Source organism: Mycolicibacterium tokaiense (assembly GCF_010725885.1).
Lineage (GTDB): Bacteria > Actinomycetota > Actinomycetes > Mycobacteriales > Mycobacteriaceae > Mycobacterium > Mycobacterium tokaiense.
Window position 1 is genome coordinate 2,482,797 of the sequence record NZ_AP022600.1, and the last position, 26,279, is coordinate 2,509,075.

Annotated in this window: 24 protein-coding genes; 19 read left to right on the top strand and 5 right to left on the bottom strand. The window is 68.3% G+C overall.

Features of this window, described 5'->3' with window-relative positions:
- Window positions 1–186: 186 nt before the first annotated feature.
- The 8 genes from G6N58_RS11950 to G6N58_RS11985 all read left to right on the top strand — a co-directional run bounded on the left by G6N58_RS11950 (window position 187) and on the right by G6N58_RS11985 (window position 9,049).
- A complete protein-coding gene (locus G6N58_RS11950; protein WP_163908114.1) occupies window positions 187–1,623 on the top strand; it encodes an NAD(P)/FAD-dependent oxidoreductase in 1,437 nt (478 codons plus the stop codon).
- A complete protein-coding gene (locus G6N58_RS11955) occupies window positions 1,620–2,375 on the top strand; it encodes an NAD(P)-binding protein (protein WP_115278552.1) in 756 nt (251 codons plus the stop codon). The genes G6N58_RS11950 and G6N58_RS11955 overlap by 4 nt, the downstream gene beginning before the upstream one ends.
- Window positions 2,372–2,614 (top strand): hypothetical protein, encoded by a 243-nt coding sequence (locus G6N58_RS11960; RefSeq protein ID WP_115278551.1) that lies wholly within the window; start codon window positions 2,372–2,374, stop codon window positions 2,612–2,614. The genes G6N58_RS11955 and G6N58_RS11960 overlap by 4 nt, the downstream gene beginning before the upstream one ends.
- A gap of 14 nt (window positions 2,615–2,628) precedes the next feature.
- Window positions 2,629–3,345 (top strand): class II aldolase/adducin family protein, encoded by a 717-nt coding sequence (locus G6N58_RS11965; RefSeq protein ID WP_115278550.1) that lies wholly within the window; start codon window positions 2,629–2,631, stop codon window positions 3,343–3,345.
- Window positions 3,342–4,826 (top strand): xylulokinase, encoded by a 1,485-nt coding sequence (locus G6N58_RS11970; protein WP_115278549.1) that lies wholly within the window; start codon window positions 3,342–3,344, stop codon window positions 4,824–4,826. Before G6N58_RS11965 ends, G6N58_RS11970 begins: the two co-directional genes overlap by 4 nt.
- A gap of 28 nt (window positions 4,827–4,854) precedes the next feature.
- Window positions 4,855–6,330, top strand: coding sequence for an aldehyde dehydrogenase (locus G6N58_RS11975; protein ID WP_115278548.1), 1,476 nt, complete (start codon window positions 4,855–4,857; stop codon window positions 6,328–6,330).
- Between the two features lie 219 nt (window positions 6,331–6,549).
- Window positions 6,550–8,112: an APC family permease gene (locus G6N58_RS11980; RefSeq protein WP_115278547.1), complete on the top strand. Its 1,563-nt coding sequence runs from the start codon at window positions 6,550–6,552 to the stop codon at window positions 8,110–8,112.
- 115 nt (window positions 8,113–8,227) lie between these two features.
- Window positions 8,228–9,049, top strand: coding sequence for a DeoR/GlpR family DNA-binding transcription regulator (locus G6N58_RS11985; protein ID WP_163908116.1), 822 nt, complete (start codon window positions 8,228–8,230; stop codon window positions 9,047–9,049).
- A gap of 6 nt (window positions 9,050–9,055) precedes the next feature.
- Here the strand turns inward: G6N58_RS11985 and G6N58_RS11990 are convergent, their stop codons facing one another.
- Both G6N58_RS11990 and G6N58_RS11995 read right to left on the bottom strand, forming a co-directional pair.
- Window positions 9,056–9,805 carry an SDR family NAD(P)-dependent oxidoreductase gene (locus G6N58_RS11990; RefSeq protein ID WP_068914910.1) on the bottom strand — a complete coding sequence of 250 codons (750 nt, stop codon included), beginning with the start codon at window positions 9,803–9,805 and terminating at the stop codon, window positions 9,056–9,058.
- On the bottom strand, window positions 9,805–10,629 hold the full coding sequence (locus G6N58_RS11995) for an alpha/beta hydrolase (RefSeq protein WP_115278545.1): 825 nt from the start codon (window positions 10,627–10,629) through the stop codon (window positions 9,805–9,807). Before G6N58_RS11995 ends, G6N58_RS11990 begins: the two co-directional genes overlap by 1 nt.
- A gap of 79 nt (window positions 10,630–10,708) precedes the next feature.
- On the opposite strand from G6N58_RS11995, the gene G6N58_RS12000 reads away from it, so the two are divergent.
- The 3 genes from G6N58_RS12000 (at window position 10,709) to G6N58_RS12010 (ending at window position 13,826) form a co-directional block, all read left to right on the top strand.
- Window positions 10,709–11,329 (top strand): TetR/AcrR family transcriptional regulator, encoded by a 621-nt coding sequence (locus G6N58_RS12000; RefSeq protein ID WP_115281560.1) that lies wholly within the window; start codon window positions 10,709–10,711, stop codon window positions 11,327–11,329.
- A gap of 30 nt (window positions 11,330–11,359) precedes the next feature.
- Window positions 11,360–12,337 (top strand): SDR family NAD(P)-dependent oxidoreductase, encoded by a 978-nt coding sequence (locus G6N58_RS12005; protein ID WP_115278544.1) that lies wholly within the window; start codon window positions 11,360–11,362, stop codon window positions 12,335–12,337.
- A gap of 64 nt (window positions 12,338–12,401) precedes the next feature.
- The gene (locus G6N58_RS12010; RefSeq protein WP_068914914.1) at window positions 12,402–13,826 is read left to right on the top strand and encodes an APC family permease; all 1,425 of its coding nucleotides are present in this window, start codon (window positions 12,402–12,404) and stop codon (window positions 13,824–13,826) included.
- On the opposite strand, the gene relZ is transcribed toward G6N58_RS12010, so the two are convergent.
- Complete coding sequence (gene relZ / locus G6N58_RS12015) at window positions 13,789–15,504, bottom strand: bifunctional ribonuclease/(p)ppGpp synthase (RefSeq protein WP_115281559.1); 1,716 nt, start codon at window positions 15,502–15,504, stop codon at window positions 13,789–13,791. The two genes, G6N58_RS12010 and relZ, sit on opposite strands and share 38 nt — an antisense overlap.
- Before the next feature lie 40 nt (window positions 15,505–15,544).
- On the opposite strand from relZ, the gene purB reads away from it, so the two are divergent.
- Both purB and G6N58_RS12025 read left to right on the top strand, forming a co-directional pair.
- A complete protein-coding gene (gene purB, locus G6N58_RS12020; RefSeq protein WP_115281558.1) occupies window positions 15,545–16,963 on the top strand; it encodes an adenylosuccinate lyase in 1,419 nt (472 codons plus the stop codon).
- Window positions 16,964–16,967: 4 nt separating this feature from the next.
- On the top strand, window positions 16,968–18,176 hold the full coding sequence (locus G6N58_RS12025; protein ID WP_115278543.1) for a cytochrome P450: 1,209 nt from the start codon (window positions 16,968–16,970) through the stop codon (window positions 18,174–18,176).
- A 7-nt stretch (window positions 18,177–18,183) separates the two neighbouring features.
- Here G6N58_RS12025 and G6N58_RS12030 read toward each other — a convergent pair whose 3' ends face one another.
- Both G6N58_RS12030 and G6N58_RS12035 read right to left on the bottom strand, forming a co-directional pair.
- The gene (locus tag G6N58_RS12030; RefSeq protein WP_115278542.1) at window positions 18,184–19,044 is read right to left on the bottom strand and encodes a DUF559 domain-containing protein; all 861 of its coding nucleotides are present in this window, start codon (window positions 19,042–19,044) and stop codon (window positions 18,184–18,186) included.
- Between the two features lie 91 nt (window positions 19,045–19,135).
- Window positions 19,136–19,759, bottom strand: coding sequence for a hypothetical protein (locus G6N58_RS12035; RefSeq protein WP_115278541.1), 624 nt, complete (start codon window positions 19,757–19,759; stop codon window positions 19,136–19,138).
- A gap of 52 nt (window positions 19,760–19,811) precedes the next feature.
- Here G6N58_RS12035 and G6N58_RS12040 point away from each other — a divergent pair, with 52 nt between their 5' ends.
- From G6N58_RS12040 to G6N58_RS12065, 6 genes are read left to right on the top strand one after another with little or no spacing between them, the layout of a single operon-like run.
- The gene (locus G6N58_RS12040; protein WP_115278540.1) at window positions 19,812–20,705 is read left to right on the top strand and encodes a phosphoribosylaminoimidazolesuccinocarboxamide synthase; all 894 of its coding nucleotides are present in this window, start codon (window positions 19,812–19,814) and stop codon (window positions 20,703–20,705) included.
- The gene (locus G6N58_RS12045; RefSeq protein WP_115278539.1) at window positions 20,702–22,819 is read left to right on the top strand and encodes a S9 family peptidase; all 2,118 of its coding nucleotides are present in this window, start codon (window positions 20,702–20,704) and stop codon (window positions 22,817–22,819) included. The genes G6N58_RS12040 and G6N58_RS12045 overlap by 4 nt, the downstream gene beginning before the upstream one ends.
- Window positions 22,791–23,342: a TetR/AcrR family transcriptional regulator gene (locus G6N58_RS12050; protein ID WP_068914921.1), complete on the top strand. Its 552-nt coding sequence runs from the start codon at window positions 22,791–22,793 to the stop codon at window positions 23,340–23,342. The genes G6N58_RS12045 and G6N58_RS12050 overlap by 29 nt, the downstream gene beginning before the upstream one ends.
- Before the next feature lie 18 nt (window positions 23,343–23,360).
- Entirely contained in the window at window positions 23,361–23,849 is a 489-nt protein-coding gene (locus G6N58_RS12055) for a glutathione peroxidase (RefSeq protein WP_115278538.1), read from the top strand.
- A gap of 59 nt (window positions 23,850–23,908) precedes the next feature.
- Window positions 23,909–24,613 carry a DUF2334 domain-containing protein gene (locus G6N58_RS12060; RefSeq protein ID WP_115278537.1) on the top strand — a complete coding sequence of 235 codons (705 nt, stop codon included), beginning with the start codon at window positions 23,909–23,911 and terminating at the stop codon, window positions 24,611–24,613.
- A 19-nt stretch (window positions 24,614–24,632) separates the two neighbouring features.
- Window positions 24,633–26,273 (top strand): FAD-binding dehydrogenase, encoded by a 1,641-nt coding sequence (locus G6N58_RS12065; protein ID WP_115278536.1) that lies wholly within the window; start codon window positions 24,633–24,635, stop codon window positions 26,271–26,273.
- Window positions 26,274–26,279: the final 6 nt, after the last annotated feature.

The window sequence follows — 26,279 nt, forward strand, 5'->3', positions numbered from 1 at the left end:
GGTTCGCGCTTCTCAATTAGCCTTTGACGTTCATAACGTGGCTGTGCGATGATCATTTGCACACAAAGGAAACGTTCGTGAACGTTCAAAGGTGAGGTCGGCAAGCTCGGTGACAACGTGTCTGCACTGTTCGGGGCGATGGAATGATGCTGCGCGTCGGCGGGCCCTCGTCGAGGATGGATGCTCATGAGCAGCCATCCCGCCACGGTCCGTTCCACCGATATGTTCGACGTGGCTGTCATCGGCGGCGGAGTGCTCGGGACGGCCGTCGCGGCCAGGCTGAGCGCCACGTCGGCCACGGTGGTGTTGTTGGAAGCCGAAAGCGACGTGTGCGAGGGGGCCAGCAAGGGCAATGCCGGTGTGGCCGTGTCCTATTACGGCCCACCCGGCACGGTGGAGACCGCCCTGATCAACGAGAGCTGCCCGCGCTGGGAAGACATCTGCACCCGGCTGAGCGTCCCCTATCGCCGCCTCGGCGCGGTGATGATCGCGCTCGACGACGAGCAGGCTGCCACCCTCGAGACCACCCTGGGTGAGCTCACCGCGACCGGGGTACGCGGACGACTGCTGAGCCCGCGCGAGGTCCGCGAGACCGAACCGCTGGTCACCGAGTCCTGCGTGGGCGGGCTGCTCATGCCGGACGAGGGCGTGATCGATCCCATGGCGTTGACTTCGGCCTTTGCGAATCTTGCTGCGGTCAACAGAGTCTCGATCCGCCTGAGCTCACCGGTCACCCGCATCGACCGGACCGACAGCGGCGTGCTCTCGCTGCACACCCCGACCGGCACCGTACGCGCGCGGTACGTCGTCAACGCCGGGGGCGTGGGCGCCGGTGCGGTGAGTCGGATGGCCGGGGGCGAACCGCTGGACTACTGGCCGAGGAAGGGGCAGTACGCCGTTGTGGACCGGGCTTTCGCCGGTCGGTTGCGAAAGATCGTCTTCTGCACGCACTCCGCCACCACCAAGGGCATCAACGTCGTCCCCACCACGCACGGGTCCGCGTTGCTGGGTCCTACCGCCACCGATCACGACAATCCTCGCGACACGAGCACGGACGTAGCCACCGTCGAGGCGCTGATCGACAGCGCGCGCCGACTAGTTCCCGCCCTGCACCGGGACATGGTGATCAAGACCTTCGCGGCAAATCGCCCGGCCAGTGACGAGCAGTTCAGGCTCAGGTTCGACCTGCAGGTGCCCAACCTGCTGCACTGCACGGACCGGTCGGCCGGGGTGAGCATTTCCCCCGCCGCCGCCGACATGGTGTTGGAACTGCTGCGGGAGGCCGGACTGCCGGCCGACGAGAGGAACGACGCGACCGCGGTGCTGCCGCCCAATCCGCGCGTACGGGTCAGCGACGAACCGGAGACGCTCATCCGGACTGATCCGCTCTACGGTCAGATCGTCTGCGCCTGTGAACATGTCAGCGCCGCCGAGATCAACCGGGCACTCGCCGGTCCGGTCCCGGCCACCTCGATGGACGGCGTCCGCAAACGCACCGGTGCGGCGTACGGGCGGTGCCAGGGGTCGCTGTGCTCGGCCGGGATCTCGTTCATGACCGCCCAGAAGACCGGCACCGGCCCCGCCACCGTCAAGCAGACGACCCGGGGGACGATCGGCCGATGACCCGCCCTTCCTATCTCGTGGTCGGCGCCGGCCCCAGTGGTCTGGGTCTGGCTGCCGAGCTGCGCACGGTCGCCGATGTCACTGTTGTCGAACGGATTCCGGTGACCGGAGGTGCAGCCGGGTGGAGCAGCCGGGCAGTGCGGCGGCTCACCGACGAACTCGTGGCCGACGGCGTACGCTTCGAACTCGGGCAGACGGCGTTGCGCTGGGACGGACGCCGGTTGACGGTGGCCGGGCCCGGATCGTTCACGTGCCACACCGGCGATCACCTGTTCTTCGCCGGCGGCCTGCGCCCGGCGACGCTGTCCGATCTGGGGGCCGACGGTGACCGGCCCGCCGGAGTCCTGCCCGCCACCGTGGCCGAACACCTCCTCCACGCCGGAGTGAAGCTCTGGGACCGGGTTGTCATCCTCGGCGACGGACCCTGGTCGAAGCCGGTGGCTGCCCAGGCGCGCCGGCTGGGCTCCGAGGTGCTCGCGGTGCCGGCCGATGGACGACGACACCGCATCGTGGGTGACGACCGGGTACGGGCGTTGCGGTGGTACAGCGATGACGAGGAGCGCGAGATCCCCTGCGATGCTGTGGTTCTGGCCGCCGATCCCCGACCGAATCGCAACATCGAAGGAGCACTGGCCGCAAGCGACTCCGTGACCTGTCACCAACCGGTGGCGCCGCAGCGATTCGATCAACGCGTCACGGCCGCCCGCGACGCCGTCCGCCAGTGGATCACCACACAGAAAGTCGCCACATGAAGGTCAGTTCACCGATCGGCGACCTGCCGTTCGAACCGCGCAGCGTCCGGATCCGCAACGGCGGCATCCGCATCGACGGCGTGATGGGGGCGTGGCCGGCCACCGTACAGGTGACCGCCGCCGACGTCCCGGCGTTGAGTCGGCTACTGGCCAAGCCTGCGATCACCGCGGCGGCCGCCGCGATCACCCTTGCCGGATTGGTCACCGCCATCCGCACCACAACCCGCACCAACAGTTGAACCAGGAGGTACACATGGGCACCGTCAAATTCGAGGAAATCCGCGAGAAGGTCATCATCTACTCGCGCAAGCTCCAGATGGAGCGGCTGGTGTATTCGTGCGCCGGCAACATCAGCATCCGGATCCCGGAGGAGCCGGAGCTGCTGGCCTGCACCCCGAGCTCCACCCAGTACGACCTGCTCGAGCCCGAGGACATCGCGATCGTGGACCTCGACGGCAACCTCGTCGACGGGCGTCGCAAGCCGACGTCCGAGGTGGCCATGCACACGCTCTACTGCAAGAACCGGCCGGAAATCGGTGGCATCGTGCACACCCACGGAAAAGCCGTCATGACGTTCGCCACCCTGGGCTGGACCCTCCCGCCGATCCTCACGGGGCTGTGCGAGGCGACCGGCGGCGCGGTGTACACCTCCCCGTACTCCCAGCCCGAGACCGACCAGATGTACACCTACACCGAGCCGTACCTGCGGGATCGTGGTGCCACCTTCCTGGCTCACCACGGACTGCTGGCCATCGGTGCGGACCTCGAGCACGCCTTCCACACCGCGTCGGTGGTCGAGGGCGCCTGCGAAGTGTACCTGTCGGCCCGCCAGTTCGGCGAGGTCCCCGAACTGCCTGCGCCGCAGGTGGAGTGGATCGCCTCCTACTTCCGGGCCCAGTTCCCAGGTGCACCCGAGCCGCTGCCGGCGCCCGACCCGATCCCCGCGCCGGAGTTCCAGCCGGCCTCATGAGCGGGTACGTGGTGGGGGCCGACATCGGGACGTCGGCCCTCAAGGCGTCGCTGGTGCACCCTGACCGCGGCGTGGTCGCGGTGGCCGAGCGCACCTATCCGCTGAGTCGTCCGCACCGGGATTGGGCGGAGAACGACCCCGATGACTGGCTGCGGGCGCTGGCTGCGGCGGTGCCCGAAGTACTTGCTGCCGCGGGGGTCTCGGCCGCGGACGTGTGCGCGCTGTGTCTGGTGGGACAACGCGACATCGCCGTTCTGCTCGACGAGGACGGCGAAGTGCTCACCCCGTGCATCCACTGGACCGACCGCCGGGATCTGGACGAGTCCAGCGAACTGTACGACCGGTTGGGCCGGCGCACCCTCGTCGAGCGCAGCGGCACCCACCCCATTCCCGGTCTGGTACTGGCCAACCTGGTCTGGACGCAGCGGCACCTGCCCGATGTCTGGCGTCGTGCCCGGCACGCACTGCAACCCAAGGACTACCTGGCCTACCGCCTCACCGGCGACATCGGCACCGACCCCAGCAGTCCGACCCGCAGTCTGCTCAACGACTGGCGCACCGGCGACTGGAGTCAGCAGACGTGTGACGATGCTCGTATTCCGCGAGAGATGTTGCCAGAGGTCAAGTATCAGCCGTGGGAACCGCGCGGAACCCTGGGGTCCGCCGCCGCCGTCGTCGGCCTGCTCCCTGGCACCGTGTTGGTGGCCGGCGGTGGCGACGACCCTGCGGCCGCGCTGGGCTCCGGTGTGGTGAACTGCGGTGACGTGAGTATCGGCACGGGCTCGTCGATGAGCTGGCGGGTGGTGGCCGACCAACCGATCTTCGACCCCAGCGGCCTGGTGGGGCTGATGCCGCACCTGGTGCCGGGACGCTATCTGCACGAGATGGTGGCCACCGGCACGGGCACCACACTGCGGTGGTTTCGCAGCGTGTTCGGCCAGAACCGCACCTACGAGCAGCTGATCGCCGCCGGCGCAGACGTGCCGCCCGGAAGTGATGGACTGCTGTGCTTTCCCTACGTCGAAGGTGCCAGCGTTCCGGTCCAGGACGACACCGCCCGGGCGGTGTACTACGGCATCGGCGGTCACCACACCCACGCGCACTTCACCAGGGCGACCTTGGAGGGCATCGCCTACCAGTACCCGGGGTTGCTCGGCGTGCTGCGGGACCGCGGGCACCGGCTGGGACCGATGACCATCTCCGATGGGGAGGCCCGCAGTCTGCTGTGGAATCAGATCAAGGCCGATGTCATGGGTGAGACCATCACCCCGTCACTGCGGGTGGAGGCACCCTCGATCGGGGCCGCGATACTCGCCGGTCTCGGTACCGACCTGTTCGCCTCCGAGGAGGAGGCCTTGGCTGTCGTCCTCGAACTCGCCCCGCCCGTGCACCCGGATCCGGGCCGGGCCGGGCGCTACGACGAACTCCGCGAACACTGGACCCAGGTGCGCGGCAACGTTTTCCCGAATCTCGCCCGCTGACCGCACTCGCGACAGAAAGAGACCCACCGTGACACCTGCCCTTCCTCCCTCCGTCCGAACCCAGGCCTTCATCGACGGAGAGTTCGTCGATGCCGCCGACGGCTCCACCTTCGACAGCCTGTCCCCGGCCACGGGGGAGCTGATCGCAGCCGTCGCCTCCTGCGCAGACCAGGACATCGACCGCGCCGTCGCCTGCGCCCGCGCTGCGTTCGTCCGCGGCGACTGGAGCCGCATGGCGCCCGGCGAGCGGAAGAAGATCCTGTTCGCCTTCGCCGATCTGATCGAGCAGAACCGCGAGGAGTTGGCGCTCACCGAATCCATCGACGCGGGCAAGCCCATCTCCGACTGCCGCGATTTCGACATCCCCGATGTGGTGAACACCCTGCGCTGGTATGCCGAGGCCGCCGACAAGGTGTTCGGCAAGGTGTCCCCGACAGGTGAGGACCATCTGGGGCTCATCGTCCGCGAGCCGGTCGGGGTGGTCGGTGGAGTGCTGCCGTGGAACTTCCCGATGGCGATGCTGGCCTGGAAGATCGGCCCGGCCCTGGCCACGGGGAACTCCGTGGTGATCAAGCCACCCGAGCTGGCCAGTCTGACCATGTTGCGCCTCGCCGAGTTGGCCTTTGCGGCCGGCGTTCCGCGCGGGGTGTTCAACGTGGTGCCCGGGCTGGGCCATATCGCCGGCAAGGCGCTGGGCCTTCACATGGACGTCGACATGGTGACGTTCACCGGCTCCACCGAAGTGGGTCGGGCGTTTCTGCGGTACTCCGCGGACAGCAACCTCAAGGGCATCGTGCTCGAGTGCGGAGGCAAGAGCCCGCAGATCGTGATGCCGGACTGCCGGGACGACATCGAGACCGTTGCCGCTGATCTCGCCGAGGCCGCGTTCTGGAACGCGGGGCAGAACTGCAGTGCCGGATCCCGCATCCTCGTCCACCGCTCGATCAAGGACGACCTGGTGGCGGCGCTGGCCAGGGAGGCCGAGAAGCGGGTGGCCGGCGAACCCACGGCGGATCAGACGTCACTGGGACCGCTGATCGAATCGCCGGCTCTGGACCGCGTTCTGGGCTACATCGACGCGGCCCGCGCCGATGGGGCACGGATCGTCACGGGTGGCGAGCGGATACTGACCGAGACCGGTGGCTGGTTCGTCGGTGCCACTGTGCTGGACGAGGTGCGGCCGGACATGAGCGTGGCCCGCGAGGAGATCTTCGGCCCGGTGGTCGCGGTGCTGGCGTTCGACACCGACGCCGAGGCACTCGAGCTGGCCAACGACACCCAGTACGGGCTGGCCGCCACCGTGTGGTCGAAGGACATCGACGTGGCACTGCGGACCGCCCGCGGTGTGCGGGCCGGGACGGTGGCCGTCAACGGCTACAGCGAGGGTGACATCACCACCCCCTTCGGGGGCTACCGGATGTCGGGGTTTGGCGGCCGTGACAACGGCCTCGAGGCTCTGGAGCAGTACACCGAACTCAAGACTATCTGGATCACCTTGCACTGAGCGGTGTTTGGCCCACGGCCCGGCGGCATCACCTGACGGTGGTGGCGCCGGGCCGTTGTCGGCTGTGGGCGTGAAACAGGCGACCCCGAGTTTACAGAGAAAACATGTTCATATGAACATTTTTGGTTGACGTTTGATCTCATTAGTTGTTCACTTTTCTGCAAGGTCGGTAATCCGATCACGATCTGTGGTGGTGTTTGAAATACGAAGGGGCACTCGATGAGTCACGACATCTCCGGCAGCGCGCGATCCGACGAGGAACATCTGGCGCGGCTGGGTTACAAACAGGAGCTGCGCAGAACGCTGGGCTCGTTCTCCACGTTCGCCGCGGGCTTCGCCTTCATCTCCATCCTCACCGGCGCGTTCCAGCTGTTCTTCTTCGCCTATGGTGTTGCCGGCCCGGCCTTCTGGTGGACGTGGCTGATCGCGTTCGCCGGGCAGATGCTGTTCGCGCTGTGTTTCGCCGAGTTGGCCACGCACTATCCGATGGCCGGCTCGGTGTACAACTGGAGCAAGCAGATCGGCGGCCGGGGACCCTCCTGGATAGCGGGCCTGTCCCTGACGCTGGCCCTGATCGTCTCGACGGCCGGCGTCGGGCTGGCCATGCAGTTCGTCCTGCCCACCATCTCCGACGTGTTCTGGATCTACGGCGACGGCAGCGGGCCGTACGACGCCGCCACCAACGGCGCCATCCTGGGCTCGATCTTCATCATGTTGACCACGGTGCTGAATTCCCTTGGCGCCAAGGTGGTGTCGTTCGTGAACAACGTCGGCGTGGTGGTCGAGCTGATCGCCACCGTCTTCCTCATCGTGTTCTTCTTCGCCGCCGCCAAGCGGGGGCCGCAGGTGGTGTTCGAGTCGCTGGGGCGCGGTGACGACAACGGTCTGGGTCTTCCCGGCGCGATGCTCATGGCGCTGCTGCTCGGTTGCTACATCATGTGGGGGTTCGACACCGCCGGATCGCTCGGTGAGGAAACCGTCAACCCCCGCCGCAACAGCCCCCGCGCCATTCTGCGGGCACTGTTCGCCGCGGGTATCGGCGGCGCGCTGCTGATGCTCGGAGCGTTGATGGCCACCAGCGACCTCAACGCCGAGGAACTGTCGGTCAGTGGATTGCCCTACGTGGTGCAGAGCGTGCTGGGCGAGACCCTGGGCGGCATCATGCTCACCTGCGTCGCGATCGCCATCTTCATCTGCATCCTGGCGAATCAGACCGGCGCGATGCGGATGATGTTCGCGATGAGCCGCGACAACGCGCTGCCCGCCAGTCAGCGGCTGGGCCGGGTCAACAAGACCACCAAGGCCCCGGTGCTGACTGCGGTCATCACCGGTGTCGTCGCGATCGCGATCCTGATCCTCAACATCCGCCAGCCGCAGATCTTCCTCGTCGTCACCAGCACCACGGTGGTGCTGGCCCTGGTGGCCTACACCATCGTGGCGGCATCCTTCGCCCGCCGTCGGCTCAGTGGCACGTGGGTGACCCAGCCCGAGTTCTTCCACCTTGGCAGGTGGGGGGTGCCTGTCGCAGTGGCCGCGGTGGTCTGGGGTGTTGCGATGATTGTGAACATCGCCTGGCCGCGGCAATCGATCTACAACCCCGCCCCGCCGTTCCAGTGGTTCCTGCAGTGGGGTGGCGTGCTGTTCGTCGTCATCGCGCTCGGCGCCGGCCTGATCTACTACCTGGCCGTCCAGCGGCACAAGATTGGCATCCTGCCCCAGCACGCCGCGAACTCGGGTCAAAGTTCAACCCGAACAGTCGAATCCGGCGAGCCGGCTATCTGATCGCCCGCCGGCGCCCGCCGGCTCCACCGCAGTCGACCCACCGTCTAGACTGTGCAAACGAACAAGTTTCGAACACAAACCAGATCAGCGGTGATCTCGGAGACGGAGTGACGTGGTGGCAGCGGGCGCCGGCGGCGACGCCGATGACGACGATGTGGATGAAGGTCGCAGCGGTGTGGCCGAACGTCGGCGGTTGATCCTCGAGCGCCTGCAGGAACAGGACTTCGTATCCGTCAAGGAGCTGGCCGAAGAGTTTCAGGTGACGGGGATGTCACTGCGTCGCGACCTGTCCGCGTTGGCCGAACGTGGCCTGCTGTCGCGGGTTCGCGGAGGTGCCACCCGGGCGCGCACGGCCGCCACCTCCCGCGTGTACTGGGAATCCGAGCGCCGCAATGCCCAGGCCAAGGCGCGCATCGCGCGGGCGGCCGCCGAACTTCTGGTCGGCAAGACCAGCGCACTGTTCTACTCCGGCTCCACGGTCGCAAAGGTGGCCGCGGCGCTCGACGAGCGCACCCAGGCCACGCTGACCGTGGTCACTCCCTCACTGCCGGTGATCAATGAAGTCAGCTCCTGGCCGGAATCGCACCTCGTGGTGGTCGGTGGGGTCTATCTACCGGCGTACATGGCCCAGGTGGGCCCGCAGGCGGTGGCCACTCTGGGCCGGATCAACGCCGAGGTCGCGGTGATCGGCTGCGACGGGCTGACCGCCGACGAAGGACTCACCACCCCACATCAACTCGTCGCCGAAGTGGGTGCGGTCATGGTGCAGCGTGCGCGTGAGGTGGTGGTGGTCGCGGATTCCAGCAAGGTGGGCCGGCGCGGATTCGCCCCGATCGCACCGAGTTCCGCCGTGACGAAGCTCGTCACCGATTCCGCTGCCGATGCCGGTGAGGTGGAGGCTCTGCGCCGCCACGGCGTCGACGTGATCCTGGTGTGACGGCCGTCAGGGGCGCATCGTCACGCCGCCGTCGACGGCGAGCACCTGACCGGTGACGAACGCGGCGTCGTCGGACATCAGGAACGCGCCCATGGCGGCGATGTCCTCGGGCGCACCGAAACGGTGCTTGATGGCGGCCAGGGCCTTCGCGGACGCGGCGACGTTCTCGGGCAACGCAGGCAGATTGTCGTGCAGGATCAGGCCGGGGGTGATGGCGTTGGCACGCACCTTCTTCGACCCGTACCGCGCCGCGACCGTGCGCATCAACGCGTGCACGGCGGCCTTGCTCATCCCGTAGGCCACCCGGACCGGGCTGCCGGTGCTGGCCTGCGCCGACGAGGTGTAGACCATCGAGCCGCCGCCGGACTCCACCAGCGCGGGCACGGCGTGGCGCGAACACAGGAAATAGCCGCGGGCATTGGTGTTCATCACCGCGTCGAAGTCCTCCAGCGGCAGATCCACCCCGGCGGTGGACAACCCGTCGGCGAAGTTCGCGTAGTTGGCGTGGAAGCCGTCCAGCCGTCCGTGGGTGGACACCGCCAGCGCCACCAGAGCGGCCACCGAGTCGTCGTCGGCCCCGTCGAGATGGGTTCCCACACCGCCGATCTCAGCGGCCACGGCGGCAGCCCGGTCGGCGTCGAGATCGCCCAGCACCACCTGTGCGCCCTCGGCTGCGTACCGGCGCGCCAGCGCGTCACCGATCCCGCCGGCCCCCGCGACGACGATGACCTTGCCGGCCAACCTCCCGGACATCATCACGCGGCCAACAGTGGTGCGATCCAACTGATCTCGGCAGGCAGCTGCGAACTCCAGTACGCGCCGTCATGCCCGCCGGGAGAGAACCCGCCTGCCGGTGGGGTGGGCAGCTGGGCGATGTACTCACCGGTGGCGGCGAAGAACGGATCGCTGTTGCCGCAGTCGATGCGGATCGGGATGGAGGCCAGTGCCGGGCGCCCCCAGACAGAGTTGGCCGCGTAGTCGTCGGCCGAATCGAACGCCCCCGGAGCTGCCGCACCCGACGATGTCCACAGCGCCGGGCTCACTGCGCAGATGGCAGCAGTACGGGTCGGGCCCAACCGCGAGCCCAGCAACAGGGCTCCGTACCCACCCATGGACCAGCCGATGAATCCCACCCGGGAGGTGTCCAGGCCCTGCGCGGACAGCATCGGGATCAGCTCGTCGAGCACCATGGCGCCGGCGTCCTCACCCGAGGCGCGCCGGTGCCAGTACGTTCCCCCACCGTCGACGGCCACCACCGCAAACGCCGGCAGTCCCGCATCGACGGCCTGGGCCAGGCCCTGCTCGACTCCGCCGGCCATCACCGTGGCCGCATCGCTGCCTTTGCCGTGCAGGGCGATCAACGGTCGCAGCGGAGCGGTCTGCCCGGGCGGGCGCGCGATCGCCCAGTTGGTGGCGACGCCGCCGCGGGCGGCCGAGACAAACGATCCGGTGACCATGGTGGGCGCCGCGGGAGCCGCCCCCGCGGCGGGCGCGCCCAGGGCACCGGCGGCCGTGGCCGCCGCCACCGAGGCCCCGAGTCGCAGAACGGTGCGCCGGCTCAGCTCAGGCATGGCGGCCATCTAACCACCGCACCAGCAGAAGAGCATCCACAGGTTGGTTTGAGCGAAAAGGCCCAGCGTGGCCAGGGTGGCTGGCAGCATACAAACCGTGACGGCAGCGGTGACTCCGAAAGGAGAACGTCGGCGGTACGCGCTCGTGCGCGCCGCCGCCGAACTGCTGTGTGAAGGCGGATTCGAGGCTGTCCGCCACCGTGCGGTCGCCAGCCGCGCCGGACTGCCGCTGGCGTCGACCACTTATTACTTCGCGTCGTTGGACGACCTGATCGTCGCCGCCGTCGAACACATCGGGCTGGTGGAAGCGGCCGCGATGCGCGGGCAGATCGAGGGGTTGTCGCGACGCAGGCGGGGCCCCGAGGCCACCGTCGACGTCCTGGTCGACTTGCTGGTGGACGACAACCCCAGCGGCGACCAGCTGATCTCGCGGTACGAGCGCTACATCGCCTGTGCCCGCCAGCCCGCGCTGCGCGGCGTACAGCGCAGGATCCTGCAGCAACGCACCGAATCGGTGGGCGAGGTGCTGGAACGCTGCGGACGGTGCGCCCGGGGGGAGACCCTGTCTGCGCTGGTGTGCGCGGTGGACGGAGCGGTGGTGTCCGCACTGGTGGACAACGCCGGCAGCCCCCGGGAAACGGCGCGCGCGACGTTGATCGACGTCATCGACGTTTTCGCACCGTACGACAAGCGCGCCGTGCGGGTTTGACGATCGGCACCGGTGGTTACCTCTCCGCTCATGCATGTGACCGCTGTGGTGGACGCGGCGCTGGACCGGTCGGTGGTCCTGGGCTACACCAAGGTGGGCTCGGCCCTGCGTCGGCACTGGTGGGCGGCTGACCCGACCCCTGCGGAGCTGGCGGGTCAGCGGGTGGCGGTCACCGGTGCGACGTCGGGCATCGGGGAGGCCATGGCGCGGCGCTTCGCTGAGCTCGGTGCCCTGGTGCACCTGGTCGGTCGGTCCGAGGCCAAGGTGGCGGCCTCCGCCGGGGCCATCCGGGGCGCCGTTGCAGGAGCGCAGGTGATCGAAGAGATCTGCGATGTCGGCGACCTCGACGCGGTGCGGGCCTGGACCGCTGATCTGTCCGCGCGCATCCCCGCCCTGCGCGGCCTGGTGCACAACGCCGGCGCCATGCCGCCGCAGCGGCGTGAGACCAGACAAGGGCATGAGTCTCAACTGGCGACGCACGTGCTGGGTCCGCACCTGATGACCGAGGGATTGCTGCCACTGTTGCGGGCCGCGGGCGGCGCCTCGGTGGTGTGGATGTCCTCGGGTGGGATGTACACCGCACCGCTGGTCGATGACGATCTGGAGTTCCGCACCGGTTACACCGGCACCAAGGCCTATGCCCGCACCAAACGCATGCAGGTGGTGCTGGCCGACGCCTGGGCGCAGCGACTGGCCGACACCGACATCCGGGTGGAGAGCATGCACCCCGGGTGGGCCGGCACCCCCGGCGTCACCCAGTACCTGCCGACGTTCGACAAGGTGACCCGGCCGTTGCTGCGCGACCCCTCTGATGGCGCCGACACCGCCGTGTGGCTGGTGGCCACCCGGCCGTCGTCGCGACCCGGGCACTTCTGGCACGACCGGGCGCAGCGTCCCACCACGTTCGGCTGGCAGCGATCCGAGGACCCGGCCAAGGTGCGCCGTTTCCTCGAGCAGGTGACCACCGTGACCGGCACGACGGCCGATTGGACCGGTTTGCGCGATTGAACAGGCACATCCACGTGCGCTGACCGATGATGAAAAGCGCATTCCACCCCCGCTAGGAGGAGATATGGCGCAGTCGGAGACCACAGCAGAGCAACCCAAGCTGAAACGGGTGATGGGCCCGGGGCTGCTCCTGCTGTTCGTGGTCGGAGACATCCTGGGTACCGGCGTCTACGCGCTGACCGGGCAGGTGGCCGGCGAGGTGGGCGGAGCGGCCTGGCTGCCGTTCCTGGTCGCCTTCCTGATCGCCACCATCACCGCCTTCTCCTATCTGGAACTGGTCACCAAATATCCGCAGGCCGCCGGAGCTGCGCTCTACGCGCACAAGGCTTTCGGTATCCACTTCGTGACATTCCTGATCACGTTCATCGTGATGTGCTCGGGTATCACATCGGCTTCCACCGCCTCGCGGGCGTTCGCCGCCAACGCCGTCGAGGGCTTCGGGCTGGACTGGGGCAAGCTGGGCGTCGCGGCCATCGCCCTGGTGTTCATGGCCGCCCTGGCCGCCATCAACCTGCGCGGGGTCAGTGAGAGCGTCAAACTCAACGTCGGCCTGACCATCGTGGAGATCACCGGTCTGCTGACCGTGATCCTGGTGGGTCTGTGGGCCTTCACCCAGGGCGGCGACAACATCGACTTCTCGCGGATCGTCATGTTCGAAAGTGAGGACGAGCGAGGCGCTTTCGTCGCCGTGACGGCAGCCACCTCATTGGCCTTCTTCGCCATGGTGGGCTTCGAGGACTCGGTGAACATGGCCGAGGAGACCAAGGACCCGGTGCGGATCTTCCCCAAGGTGCTTTTGTCCGGCCTGTCGATCGCCGGCGTGGTCTACATCCTGGTGTCCATCATCGCGGTGGCGCTGGTGCCGGTCGGGGATCTGACCGAGACCGAGACCCCGCTGGTGGACGTGGTGCGCGCCGCCGCCCCGAACCTGCCGATCGACGAGATCTTCCCGTTCATCACCATGTTCGCCGTGTCGAACACCGCGTTGATCAACATGCTGATGGCCAGCCGGCTGATCTACGGCATGGCCCGCCAGCACGTGTTGCCGCCGGTGCTCGGCGCGGTGCACCCCCGCCGCCACACCCCGTGGGTGGCCATCCTGTTCACCACCGTCATCGCCTTCGGCCTGATCCTCTACGTGTCCGGCTTCGCCAGCTCGAATGCGATCTCGGTCCTGGGCGGCACCACCTCACTGCTGCTGTTGATGGTCTTCGCCGTGGTCAATGTCGCAGTGCTGGTGTTGCGCAAGGACATTCAGAACAACGGTGAGCACTTCAAGACCCCGACCGTGCTGCCGATCATCGGCTTCGTGGTGTCGCTGTACCTGGTGACGCCGCTGTCAGGACGCGACCCCCAGCAGTATCTGGTGGCCGGCGTCCTCATCGTGATCGGCATCATCCTGTTCTTCATCACCACGCTGATCAACAAACAGATGGGACTGAAGGGTCAGATCACCGATCCGAGTCATCTGACGGACGCACCGGATTGAGCTTCGCCGCCCTGGCCTCGAGCTGCTCCACCCGGTGGGCGTTGCCCTCGAGGTCGATGTAACGGCGGCCGAAGGCACTGAGCAGGGCGTCGTCGAGGCGGCGTACCGCGCCCGGCGGGAAGCGGTAGTCCATCGCGGCGTTCACCGCGTCGACGTCGATCCCGTCGAGGACCGTGTCCAGCTGTTCGAGGGAGTCGATGCCGAGTTCGTGCAGCAGACCCGAGATCCAGCTGTAGTGGTCGGTGCGCGACCAGCCTGCGTCGCGGAACCGGTTGCCCAGGTAGGTGGCCAGTACAGCCGTCGCGATGCCCGGCTCCTGGCCGGTCTCCACCGGCGCGGGCGTGGTGGACCGCAACCGCTCCCGGATGGCGGAGAACTCGCGGTCGGCGAGCTCGAGCAGCCCGGCGGCGAGGGTGAAGCGGCGGTCCAGGTCGGGTGCGTCGTACTCGGGTACCGAGCCCTTGTAGCGGATGTCGTGCTCGAACTCCGCCCACGCATGCTGCAACACGGTGCGGACCTGAATCGACGCCGGTTGTTGCTCACCCTCGACGGCCACCAGCAGATGTCTGCTGGCATACCCCCAACGACCGGCACTTGCGGTCTCCAGACCCATGTCACGGTCGTCGAGCAACCGCATCCCGTCGGCCAGCAGCGTCGCGACCGTGGCGACGTCGTCGCGCACATAGGTGATGATCCGCAACCCGATCTGGTCGGTGATCTCGGTGAGCGGGTCGGTGTAGAGCCGACGGCCGTCGACCGTGCGGTCGGCTTTCGCGGCGAACGAGGCGATGGTCTTGGTGCGGGCGGTGGCGCTGAGGTAGTTGATACCGGCGTCGTCCAGCAGCGCGGTCACCAGATCCAGATAGTGGGCGGTGCTCACCGTCAGCGCCGGCCGGCGTCGGGCATATTCGGTTATGGCGTCGTGCACCGCGCCGGGGGTGGCCTCCGGAGCGGCCGGTTCCAGATCGGCCGGCAGCGTCGGCGTCACGATGTAACCGGTCTCGAGGTCGCCGTAGACCGTGACCTCGGCCGGCGACTCGTGGGCGATACGGGCGATGTAGGCGCAGACCACCGCGTCGATCGGGTCCTCGGCCTTGCGCAGCTCGCTCTTGCGGGTGGCCTGCTCGACGCTGTCGCGCAGCTCGCCCCACTGGGCGCACTCGGTGACCTGCCCCAACCCCTCGATGTGGTCCATCAGGCGTAGCAGCTCCGAGCGGAGCTGGGCGACGTTGCGGCCGGGCTTGGCCTTGTACTTCAGGGTGCGGCCCAGGCGGAACAGCGCGACCGTCGCCGGGTGCGGGTACACCTCGATGGCCCGCCGGGACGAGGTGGACATCGGGTCGATGTCGAGCTCCAGATCATCGGCCAGCCGGCGGGCCCGCGGTGTGCCCGCGAACTCCGGTTTGCCCTTGTTGGCCGGATGCGCCCCGGCCTGGAACCGGCCGAAATCGGCGTTGAGGGCTTTCTCGCACGGCCGCTGGCCGGTCTCGTTCTCGACCACCAGCGGTGCGTCGATGGCGACCAGGCAGTCTCCCTCCACAAACGGCTGCAGCGCGGCGCGGATACTGGCGTCGTCGGTGGCCTGACCGACGAACACCAGCTTGCCGCTGTCGTCCACGGCGGCCACCCCGCTGGGCTTGCGTTGTCCCCACGCCAGGTCCAGGCCCACGAAGTACATGCGCTCAGTGTGCTGCATGCGGACCGTAAGCTGTGTGTTCGTGAGTATTCCGAACGTCCTGGCCTCGAGGTATGCAAGCGCGGAGATGACGGCCATCTGGTCGCCGGAGGCCAAGATCGTCGCCGAACGGCGGTTGTGGCTGGCGGTGCTGCGCGCGCAGGCCGAGCTCGGGGTGTCGGTGCCGGATGGGGTGGTGCAGGACTACGAGCGGGTGCTCTCCGACGTCGATCTGGCGTCGATCGCCGCCCGTGAGCGGGTCACCCGCCACGACGTGAAGGCGCGCATCGAGGAGTTCAACGCCCTGGCCGGTCATGAGCACGTGCACAAGGGCATGACCAGTCGCGACCTCACCGAGAACGTCGAGCAGCTGCAGATCCGGCAGTCGCTGGAGCTGGTGTTCGCCCACGGCGTGGCGGTGGCGGCCCGGCTGGCCGCGCGCGCCGTGGAGTACCGCGATCTGGTGATGGCCGGGCGTTCGCACAACGTCGCCGCGCAGGCCACCACGCTGGGCAAGCGCTTCGCGTCCGCGGCCGAGGAGACGCTGGTGGCGCTGCATCGGGTACGAGAGCTGATCGACCGTTACCCGCTGCGTGGCATCAAGGGCCCGATGGGCACCGCCCAGGACATGCTGGACCTGTTCGACGGCGACGCGACCCGGCTGGCGGAACTGGAGTCGCGGGTGGCGTCGTTCCTGGGCTTTGCGAATGTCTTCAGCAGTGTCGGGCAGGTGTACCCGCGCTCATTGGACCACGACGTGGTCTCGGCGCTGGTGCAACTGGGTGCCGGGCCGTCGTCGTTCGCCCACACCGTGCGGCTGATGGCCGGCCATGAGCTGGTGACCGAGGGCTTCGCGCCTGGGCAGGTCGGATCGTCGGCCATGCCGCACAAGATGAACACCCGCTCCTGCGAGCGGGTCAACGGCCTGCAGGTGGTCCTGCGTGGTTACGCCTCGATGGCTGCGGAACTGGCTGGGGCGCAGTGGAATGAGGGCGACGTGTTCTGCTCGGTGGTCCGCCGGGTGGCGCTGCCCGATGCGTTCTACGCCCTGGACGGACAGACCGAGACCTTCCTGACGGTGCTCGACGAATTCGGCGCCTACCCCGCGGTGATACAACGCGAGCTGGACCGGTACCTGCCGTTCCTGGCCACCACCCGAATCCTGATCGCTGCGGTGCGTGCGGGCGTCGGCCGCGAGACCGCGCACGAGGTGATCAAGGAACACGCGGTGGCGGTGGCGCTGGCGATGCGCGAAAAGGGTGCAGAGCCAGACCTTCTGGACCGCCTGGCCGCCGACGAGCGGTTGCCGCTGGACCGGGCCGCCCTGGACGCCGCACTGGCCGACAAGGGGGCATTTGTCGGAGCGGCGGCCGATCAGGTGGACCGGGTGGCCGCAGCCGTGTCGGAGCTGGTGGCGCAGCACCCCGACGCCGCCACGTACACCCCCGGCGCCATCCTGTAGTCCCATGCGCGCGGACCTGACGGATCTGGCGAACTTCTCGTCGGGGTTCCCGCACGAGATCTTCGCCGCCCATCGCCGCGACGCCCCGGTGTTCTGGCACGAACCCACCGAGCACACCCCCGACGGCGAAGGGTTCTGGTCGGTGGCCACCCATGCCGAAACCCATGCCGTGCTGCGGGATCCGGTGCTGTACTCGTCGGTGACGGGCGGCACGCGCGCCTACGGCGGCACGCTGCTGCAAGATCTGTCGATCGCCGGTCAGGTGCTGAACATGATGGACGATCCGCGGCATGCACAGATCCGCCGTCTGGTCAGCTCCGGGCTGACACCGCGGATGATCCGGCGCGTCGAGGACGATCTGCGAGTGCGCGCTGCTGCTCTGCTGGATGCGGTGCCGGTGGGGGAGCCGTTCGACTTCCTGGTGTCGGTGGCCGCCGAGCTGCCCATGCAGATGATCTGCATCCTGTTGGGAATCCCTGACACTGAACGACATTGGCTGTTCCAGGCCATCGAGCCGCAGTTCGACTTCGGCGGTTCCCGGTCAGCGACGGTGGCGCAGCTGTCCGCCGAGGACGCGGCCTCGCAGATGTACACCTACGGCATGGAGTTGATCGCCGCCAAGCGTGCTCAGCCCGCCGACGACATGCTGTCGGTGGTGGCCGCTGACCCGTCGCTGAGCGATCTCGAGGTGTACCTGTTCTTCAGCCTGCTGTTCTCCGCGGGTGCGGAAACCACGCGCAATGCGGTGGCGGGGGGACTGCTGGCGCTGGCGCAGCACCCGTCGCAGTGGGCCCTGCTGCAGTCCGATACCTCGTTGCTGCCCACGGCCGTCGAGGAGATGGTGCGGTGGACGTCGCCGTCACCGTCGAAGCGGCGCACGGTGACGGCGTCCACCCTGCTGGGAGGGTGTGCACTTGCGCCCGGGGACAAGGTGGTGGTGTGGGAGGCCTCGGCCAACCGCGACCCGCTGGTGTTCGCCGACGCGGGTGTCTTCGATGTGGCCCGAAAACCCAATCCACACCTGGGTTTCGGGCACGGGGTGCACTACTGCCTGGGTGCCAACCTGGCCCGGCTGGAGCTGCGGGTGCTCTTCGAGGAACTGCTGGCGAGGTTTGCCGTGGCGGAGGTGGAGTCCGTCGAGTGGACCCGCAGTAACCGCCACACCGGCCTGCGTCACCTCTTCCTGCGATTTGTGGAGTCTCACCGGCGGTGAGCACCGGTCAGACTCCGCAAATCGCTCGTTTGACGGTGGCGATGACGGCGTCAGGGCGTTCGGTCAGGTCCCACCAGGTGAAGCGGAGAACTCGCCAGCCCATCAGGATCAAGGCGTTCTGACGTGTCCGGTCCTTGCCGAAAGTCACAGCGTCGCTGTGGTGGGCCAGGCCGTCGATCTCGACCGCGACCATCGCCGCGAGGAAAGCGACGTCGACGACGTATTCCCCGACGTGGTGGTTGGCGACCCATCCGGTGATGTGGTGCCGTTTGAGCAGACTGATGAACAGCCGCTCGGCCTTCGACCTGGTGTTGTCGCCGGCTGCTTGCAGGTAGATGCGCGCCCGGGGTGATCCGTGGCGGCCCTTGTTGCGCAAGTGTGTGGACCACAACCGGGGCAATTCGGTGTGCCGCTGAAGTGCGGTGTCCAGGATCGCGGGGCCCCCTCCGCGTCGGACCGGAGCCTCGATTGAGGTGAGATCCAGCGATGTGACACGGAGTCCCCGGTGTTCCACGACGTCGGCCGGTGTGAGGTCCCGACGGCGAAGCCGTGTCCCTGGCCGGTGCGCGAGTCGGCGATTGCGGGGCACGGTCACTTCGACAATTGACGGGGGAACCGGGATCAGCTGGTGCCACCACGCCGCGGTCAAGCCGGAAGCGGCCGCGTCGTTGCCATAGGCCCACACCCCGGCGCGGATCCGGGCGGCGTCGGTGAAGGCATGGTCTTCGGCGAAGTAGACGCCGGAGGAACACCGACGCCATCGGCCGGAGCGCAGGCGGCGGTTCACCGCGTCCTGGCTGAGGCCGGCCTGGCGTGCCTGGGCCGTTGTGATGACGCCGTCATGGCGGCGAAGGAAATCGTTGAGCATGCTTGTTCAGGCGCTTCGGGCGGGAGTTTGGTTCCGTCCCGGGTGATTTGTGGAGTCCCAGCGGCGGTGTGCGCCGGTGAAACTCCACAAATCACTGCTTGACGCGGATGCCGGAGGCGCGGAGTTCGAGGGCGGCCAGCCCCCGGATGGTGACGGCGTCCTCGCGGCGCCAGGCGCCCACCGGGTCCAGGCTCACCGACGTCAACTTCCGCAGCGGACGGTTGGCCAGCGCGCGCATGGCCAGCAACTGCTCACCGGCCGGGGTCGCCGCCAGGGTCAGCGCGGTCCACTTGCGCCGGGCGAAGCGGATGCGCAGGGCCAGCCACGGCATGGCGATCGCCAGAATGGGCGGCGACGCCACGGCCAGCGCCAGCACCCACGCCAGCCAACTCGCCGTCGAGTTCAGCTCGCCGCCGGCACCGGCCACATCAAGTGCTGCCTCGCCGGCCGAGACCAGCCCGCCGCGCAGATCGTCGCCGATCCAGGGCACGCCGCTCACGCTGTCGCCGGCGGACTCCAGATTGTCGGCCAGACCATTGGCGCCGGACTGCACCTGCCTGCCGACCGCGGCGATGGTGGCGATGGCCGAATGCACCGCCACCCCGACCGTCACCCAGATCACGCTCCAGGTGAGCACCACCGCATCGCTGATCAACTGGACCAGCAGCCGGCGCGGTGTCGTGGCGTAGGGCAGAAACCGGGTGCGTGAGGTCATGGGGTTGATCCCAGCACGTCGCGGCGGGATGTGTGGCCGTTAGGCTGGCCCGATGCGTCCTGCTCTGTCCGACTACCAGCACATAGCCAGCGGCAAGGTCCGCGAGCTGTACCGCATCGACGAGCAGCACCTGCTGTTCGTGGCCTCGGACCGCATCTCCGCCTACGACCACATCCTGGCCAGTGAGATCCCCGACAAGGGGCGCATCCTCACGGCGATGAGCGTGTTCTTCTTCGACCTGATCGACGCGCCCAACCACCTTGCTGGCCCGGCAGACGATCCGCGCATCCCGGCCGACGTGCTGGGCCGTGCGCTGGTGGTGCGACAGCTGGAGATGATGCCCATCGAGTGCGTGGCCCGCGGCTACCTCACCGGATCGGGACTGCTGGACTACCAGGCCACCGGGTCGGTGTGCGGGATCGCGCTGCCGCCCGGCCTGGGCGAGGCCAGCCGCTTCGCCGAACCCCTGTTCACTCCGGCCAGCAAGGCCGACCTCGGGGATCACGACGAGAACATCACCTTCGACCAGGTGGCCGAGAAGGTGGGCGCGGATCGCGCCGAGCAACTGCGGGACGAAACCCTGCGGATCTACACCCAGGCTGCCGATCATGCGTTGACGAAGGGAATCATCATCGCCGACACCAAGTTCGAGTTCGGGGTGGACACCGACGGCACGCTGCGGCTGGCCGACGAGGTGTTCACCCCCGACTCGTCGCGGTACTGGCCCGCCGACACCTACACCCAGGGTGTGGTGCAGCCCAGCTTCGACAAGCAGTTCGTCCGCAACTGGCTGACCGGACCCGAATCCGGATGGGACCGCAAGGGAACCGAGGCGCCACCACCGCTGCCCGCCGAGATCGTCGAGGCCACCCGCAGCCGTTACATCGAGGCCTACGAACGGATCTCCGGTCTCAGCTTCGCCGACTGGATCGGAGTCCAGGCATGAAACCGCCGGTTGCCAAGCGTGTCGACACGCGCCGCGAGTTCCACGGGGACGTGTTCACCGATCCCTACGAATGGCTGAGGGCCAAGGACGACCCCGAGGTGATCGGCCATCTCGAAGCCGAGAACGCCTACGCCGACAGCATCACTGCCGATCAGGAACCGTTGCGGCAGAAGATCTTCGACGAGATCAAGGCCCGCACCAAGGAAACCGACCTCTCGGTGCCGACGCGTCGGGGTGACTACTGGTACTACGGGCGCAGTTTCGAGGGCAAGCAGTACGGCGTGCACTGCCGCTGCCCCGTCCGTGGGGCCGACGACTGGACGCCCCCGGAACTCGACGAGAACACCGCGGTGCCCGGTGAGTTGGTGCTGCTCGACGAGAACATCGAGGCCGAGGGCCACGACTTCTTCTCTCTGGGTGCTGCGAGTGTGAGCCTCGACGGCAACGTCCTGGCGTTCTCGGTCGACGTCGTGGGCGACGAGCGGTACACCCTGCGGTTCAAGGATCTGCGCACCGGCGCGATGTACGACGACGAGATCGTCGGGATCGCCGCCGGTGTCACCTGGTCGGCGGACAACGAGACGGTGTACTACACCACGGTCGACGACGCCTGGCGCCCCGACACCGTGTGGCGACACCGGCTGGGCAGCGGGCTGCCGGCGGAGAAGGTGTTCCACGAGCCGGACGAAAAATACTGGGTGGGGATGGGACGCACCCGCAGCAACAAATACATACTGATCGCCGCGGGCTCGGCCATCACCTCTGAGGTGTTCTACGCCGACGCCTCCGACCCGACCTCCGAGTTCACCAGCATCCTGCCCCGCCGCGCGGGGGTCGAGTACTCCGTCGACCACGCGGTGGTGGGTGGGCAGGACCGGTTTCTCATCCTGCACAACGACGGTGCGGTCAACTTCACGCTGGTGGAGGCCCCGGTCGCCGACCCCACCGCGCAGCGCACCCTGATCCCGCACCGCGACGATGTGCGGCTCGAAGGGATGGACGCCTTCGCCGATCACCTGGTGGTCAGTTACCGGCGCGAGGCATTGCCCCGAATCCAGTTGTGGCCCATCACCGATGGTGACTACGCACAACCCCAGGAGCTCGAGTTCGAATCCGAGTTGATGTCGGCCGGGCTGGGCGGCAACCCGAACTGGGACGCGCCGCGGCTGCGGATCGCGTGCACGTCGTTCGTCATCCCGGTACGGGTCTACGACCATGACCTGGCCACCGGCCAACGCACCCTGCTGCGGGAGCAACCGGTGCTGGGTGACTACCGCCCGCAGGACTACACCGAGCGCCGCGACTGGGCCATCGCGCCCGACGGCACTCGGGTGCCGGTATCGGTGATCAGCCGCGTCGGTGTCGAGTTGCCCGCTCCGGCACTGATCTACGGCTATGGCGCCTACGAGTCGTGTGAGGACCCGCGGTTCTCCATCGCCCGGCTTTCGCTTCTCGACCGCGGCATGGTGTTCGCCATCGCCCACGTCCGCGGTGGCGGCGAGATGGGCCGGCTGTGGTACGAGCACGGCAAACTGCTGCAGAAGCGCAACACCTTCACTGATTTCATCGCTGCCGCAGAGCATCTGGTGGAATCCGGGGTCACCCGTCCGGAGCAGCTGGTGGCACTCGGAGGTAGCGCCGGCGGCCTGCTGATGGGTGCGGTGGCCAACATGGCGCCGCAGGCCTTCGCCGGGATCCTGGCGCAGGTGCCCTTCGTCGACGCACTGACCACCATCCTGGACCCGTCGCTGCCACTGACCGTCACCGAGTGGGACGAGTGGGGTAACCCCGTCGACGACGCGGAGGTGTACGCCTACATGAAGTCCTACACGCCGTACGAGAACGTCGAGGCCAAGGAGTATCCGCCGATCCTGGCAATGACCTCCCTCAACGACACCAGGGTGTACTACGTGGAGCCGGCCAAATGGGTTGCCGCGCTGCGTCACACCAAGGCCGACGCCAACCCGGTGCTGCTGAAGACGCAGATGACAGCGGGTCACGGCGGGATCAGCGGCCGCTACGAACGGTGGAAGGAAGTGGCGTTCCAGTACGCCTGGCTGCTGACCACAGCAGGGGTGGATGACAGTGAGCCGGGCCAAGTACCACCACGGTGACCTGCGGGCGGTCATCCTCGCCGAAGCGGCGCGCCTGATCGCCGAACGCGGCGCCGAGGCACTGTCCTTGCGGGAACTGGCCCGCGAAGCCGGGGTGTCCCACGCCGCGCCCGCCCACCACTTCACCGACCGGCGGGGGCTGTTCACCGCCCTGGCGACGCGGGGGTTCCAGAAGCTGACACAGGCGCTGGCCGAGAGCGGGCCCGACTTCTCCGCCGCGGCACTGGCCTACGTCCAGTTCGCAGTACAGAATCCCGGCGAGTTCGCCGTGATGTTCGCCAAATCACTGGTGGACGACCAGGATCCGGAGCTGGTTGCCGCGCAGGTGGCCGCGCGCCAGGAGCTCGGCCGCGGGGTGGCGACCCTGACCGACCCGCACGCCGCCGCCGACCCCGACGCCGCGGCGCTGGCCGCGTGGGCGATGGTGCACGGCTACGCCATGCTGTGGCTGAACGAGGCGGTGCCTGCCGATGATCCGGTGGCCACTGCCGGCAGGCTCACCGAGATGCTGTTCCGGGGTTGACGGGTAGCGTCGACGACCATGAGCATCACCGACATTCCCCTGACCACGCTCGCCGGCGAGCCCACCTCGCTGGCCGACTACGCCGACCGCGCGGTCCTGGTGGTCAACGTCGCCTCCAAGTGCGGCCTGACCCCGCAGTACAGCGCGCTGGAGACCCTGGCCCGCGACTACGCCGACCGCGGGCTCACCGTGCTGGGCGTGCCCTGCAACCAGTTCATGGGTCAGGAGCCGGGCAGCGCGGAGGAAATCCAGACCTTCTGCTCCACCACCTACGGTGTGACGTTCCCGCTGCTGGAGAAGACCGACGTCTTGGGTCCGCAGCAGCACCCGCTGTACGCGGAGCTCACCAAGACGCCCGATGCCGACGGGGTGGCCGGCGACGTCGCATGGAACTTCGAGAAGTTCCTGCTGGCCCCCGGCGCCACCGTCACCCACCGGTTCCGGCCGCAGACCGTGCCCGATGCGCCCGAGGTGATCAGCGCCATCGAAGCGGTGCTGCCCAAGTAGACAGCCGGCGCACACGTGTCTGACACCGGTTGGACACCTGCGGTTGTCAGACTGCGGGCATGGCTGGGCAACTGATCGTCTCGGTATCCGGGATCGACCACCGCACGCTCGACGATGTGGTGGCTCTGCACGAGCGCCTGGCCGCCAGGTCGGTGCCGCTGTCGCTGTTCGTGGCGCCGCGGCTGAAGGGAAACTATCGCCTGGACGCCGACGCCCCCACCGTGCGGTGGCTGACCGAGCGTCGCGCCGGCGGGGATGCGATCGTGCTGCACGGCTACGACGAGGCCGCCACCAAGCTGCGGCGCAGCGAGTTCGCGGTGCTGCAGGCCCACGAGGCCAATCTGCGCCTGATGGCCGCCGACCGGATCATGGACCACCTGGGCCTGCGTACCCGGCTGTTCGCGGCACCGGGCTGGTCGGTCTCGCCCGGCGTGGTGACGGTGTTGCCGCGCAACGGCTTCCGCATGCTGCCCGGCCTGACCGGGATGACGGATCTGATCCGTCAGACAACGGTGCGGGCGCGGGTCCTGGGTATCGGGGCGGGTTTCGTGACCGAGCCATGGTGGTGCCGCACCCTGGTGCTCTCGGCCGACCGCACGGCCCGCCGTGGCGGCATCGTGCGGCTCGCCGTCTCGGCGCGTCAGCTGCGCAAGCCGGGCCCCCGCCAGGCAGTGTTCGACGCGGTGGACCTCGCGCTCATGCACGGGTGTGTGCCGACGGTGTACCGGTGGTCACCGCGTACAGCTCTGCTGGATGCTGCTTGAGAGAAGTACCGTGGGCGTCATGGACGCTGACGTCATCGTGGTCGGAGCGGGCATCGCCGGGTTGGTGGCCGCCTGTGAGCTGGCCGAACGCGGCCGCAGTGTGCTGCTGGTGGACCAGGAGAACGAGGCCAACCTGGGCGGGCAGGCCTTCTGGTCCTTCGGCGGGCTGTTCCTCGTCGACAGCCCGGAGCAGCGCCGCCTCGGCATCAAGGACAGCCACGAGCTGGCGCTGCAGGACTGGCTGGGCACTGCCGGGTTCGACCGCGACGAGGACTACTGGCCGCGGCAGTGGGCCCACGCCTACGTCGACTTCGCCGCCGGGGAGAAGCGCAGCTGGCTGCGCGAGCGCGGACACCAGCTCTTCCCGCTGGTCGGGTGGGCCGAGCGGGGCGGCTACAACGCGCTCGGACACGGCAATTCGGTCCCGCGCTTCCACCTCACCTGGGGCACCGGACCCGGCCTGGTGGAGGTCTTCGCCCGCCGGCTGTTGGGCAATCCCCGCGTGCGGTTCGCCTACCGCCACCAGGTCGACGAGCTGCTGGTCGACGGCGGCGCCGTCACCGGCGTCCGGGGCACCGTCCTGGAACCCTCGTCAGTCGCGCGCGGGGTGGCGTCCTCGCGAGTTGGTGTCGGCGAGTTCGAGTTCCGCGCCTCGGCGGTGATCGTCGCCAGCGGCGGCATCGGCCACAACCTGGACCTGATCCGCAAGAACTGGCCCGCCCGCATGGGCCGGGTGCCCGATCAGCTGCTCGCCGGAGTCCCGGCCCACGTCGACGGTCGCATGATCGGTATCACCGAATCGGCGGGGGGCCGCGTCATCAACCGGGACCGGATGTGGCACTACACCGAGGGCATCACCAACTACGACCCGATCTGGCCGCACCACGGCATCCGGATCCTGCCCGGCCCGTCGTCGCTGTGGCTGGACGCCACCGGAACCAGACTGCCGGGACCGCTCTACCCCGGATTCGACACCCTGGGCACGCTGGAGCACATCGTGGCATCCGGGCACGACTACACCTGGTTCATCCTCAACCAGCGCATCATCGAGAAGGAATTCACCCTCTCAGGCCAGGAGCAGAACCCCGACCTGACCGGGCGCGACGTCCGGATGGTGCTGCAGCGCGTCCGCCCCGGGGCGCCCGCGCCGGTGCAGGCCTTCGTCGACCGCGGTGTCGATTTCGTGAGCGCCTCGACCCTGCGGGAGCTGGTCACCAAGATGAACGCCCTGCCCGACGTCGAGCCCCTCGACTTCGCCACCGTGGAGGCCGAGGTGACCGCCCGCGACCGCGAGGTCACCAACCGGTTCAGCAAGGACGGTCAGATCACCGCGATCCGGGGAGCCCGGTCCTACCTGGCCGACCGCATCACCCGGGTGGTGGCCCCGCACCGGCTCACCGATCCCAAGGCCGGTCCGCTGATCGCCGTCAAACTGCACATCCTCACCCGAAAGACGTTGGGCGGCCTGGAAACCGATCTGGACGCCCGGGTGCTCGGGGTCGGCGGAGCGGCCATCCCCGGCCTGTACGCCGTCGGCGAGGTGGCCGGCTTCGGCGGCGGGGGTGTGCACGGCTACCGCGCGCTGGAGGGCACCTTCCTGGGGGGTTGTATCTTCTCCGGCCGGGCCGCGGGCCGGGGCGCGGCCCGCGACATCGCCTGATCGACG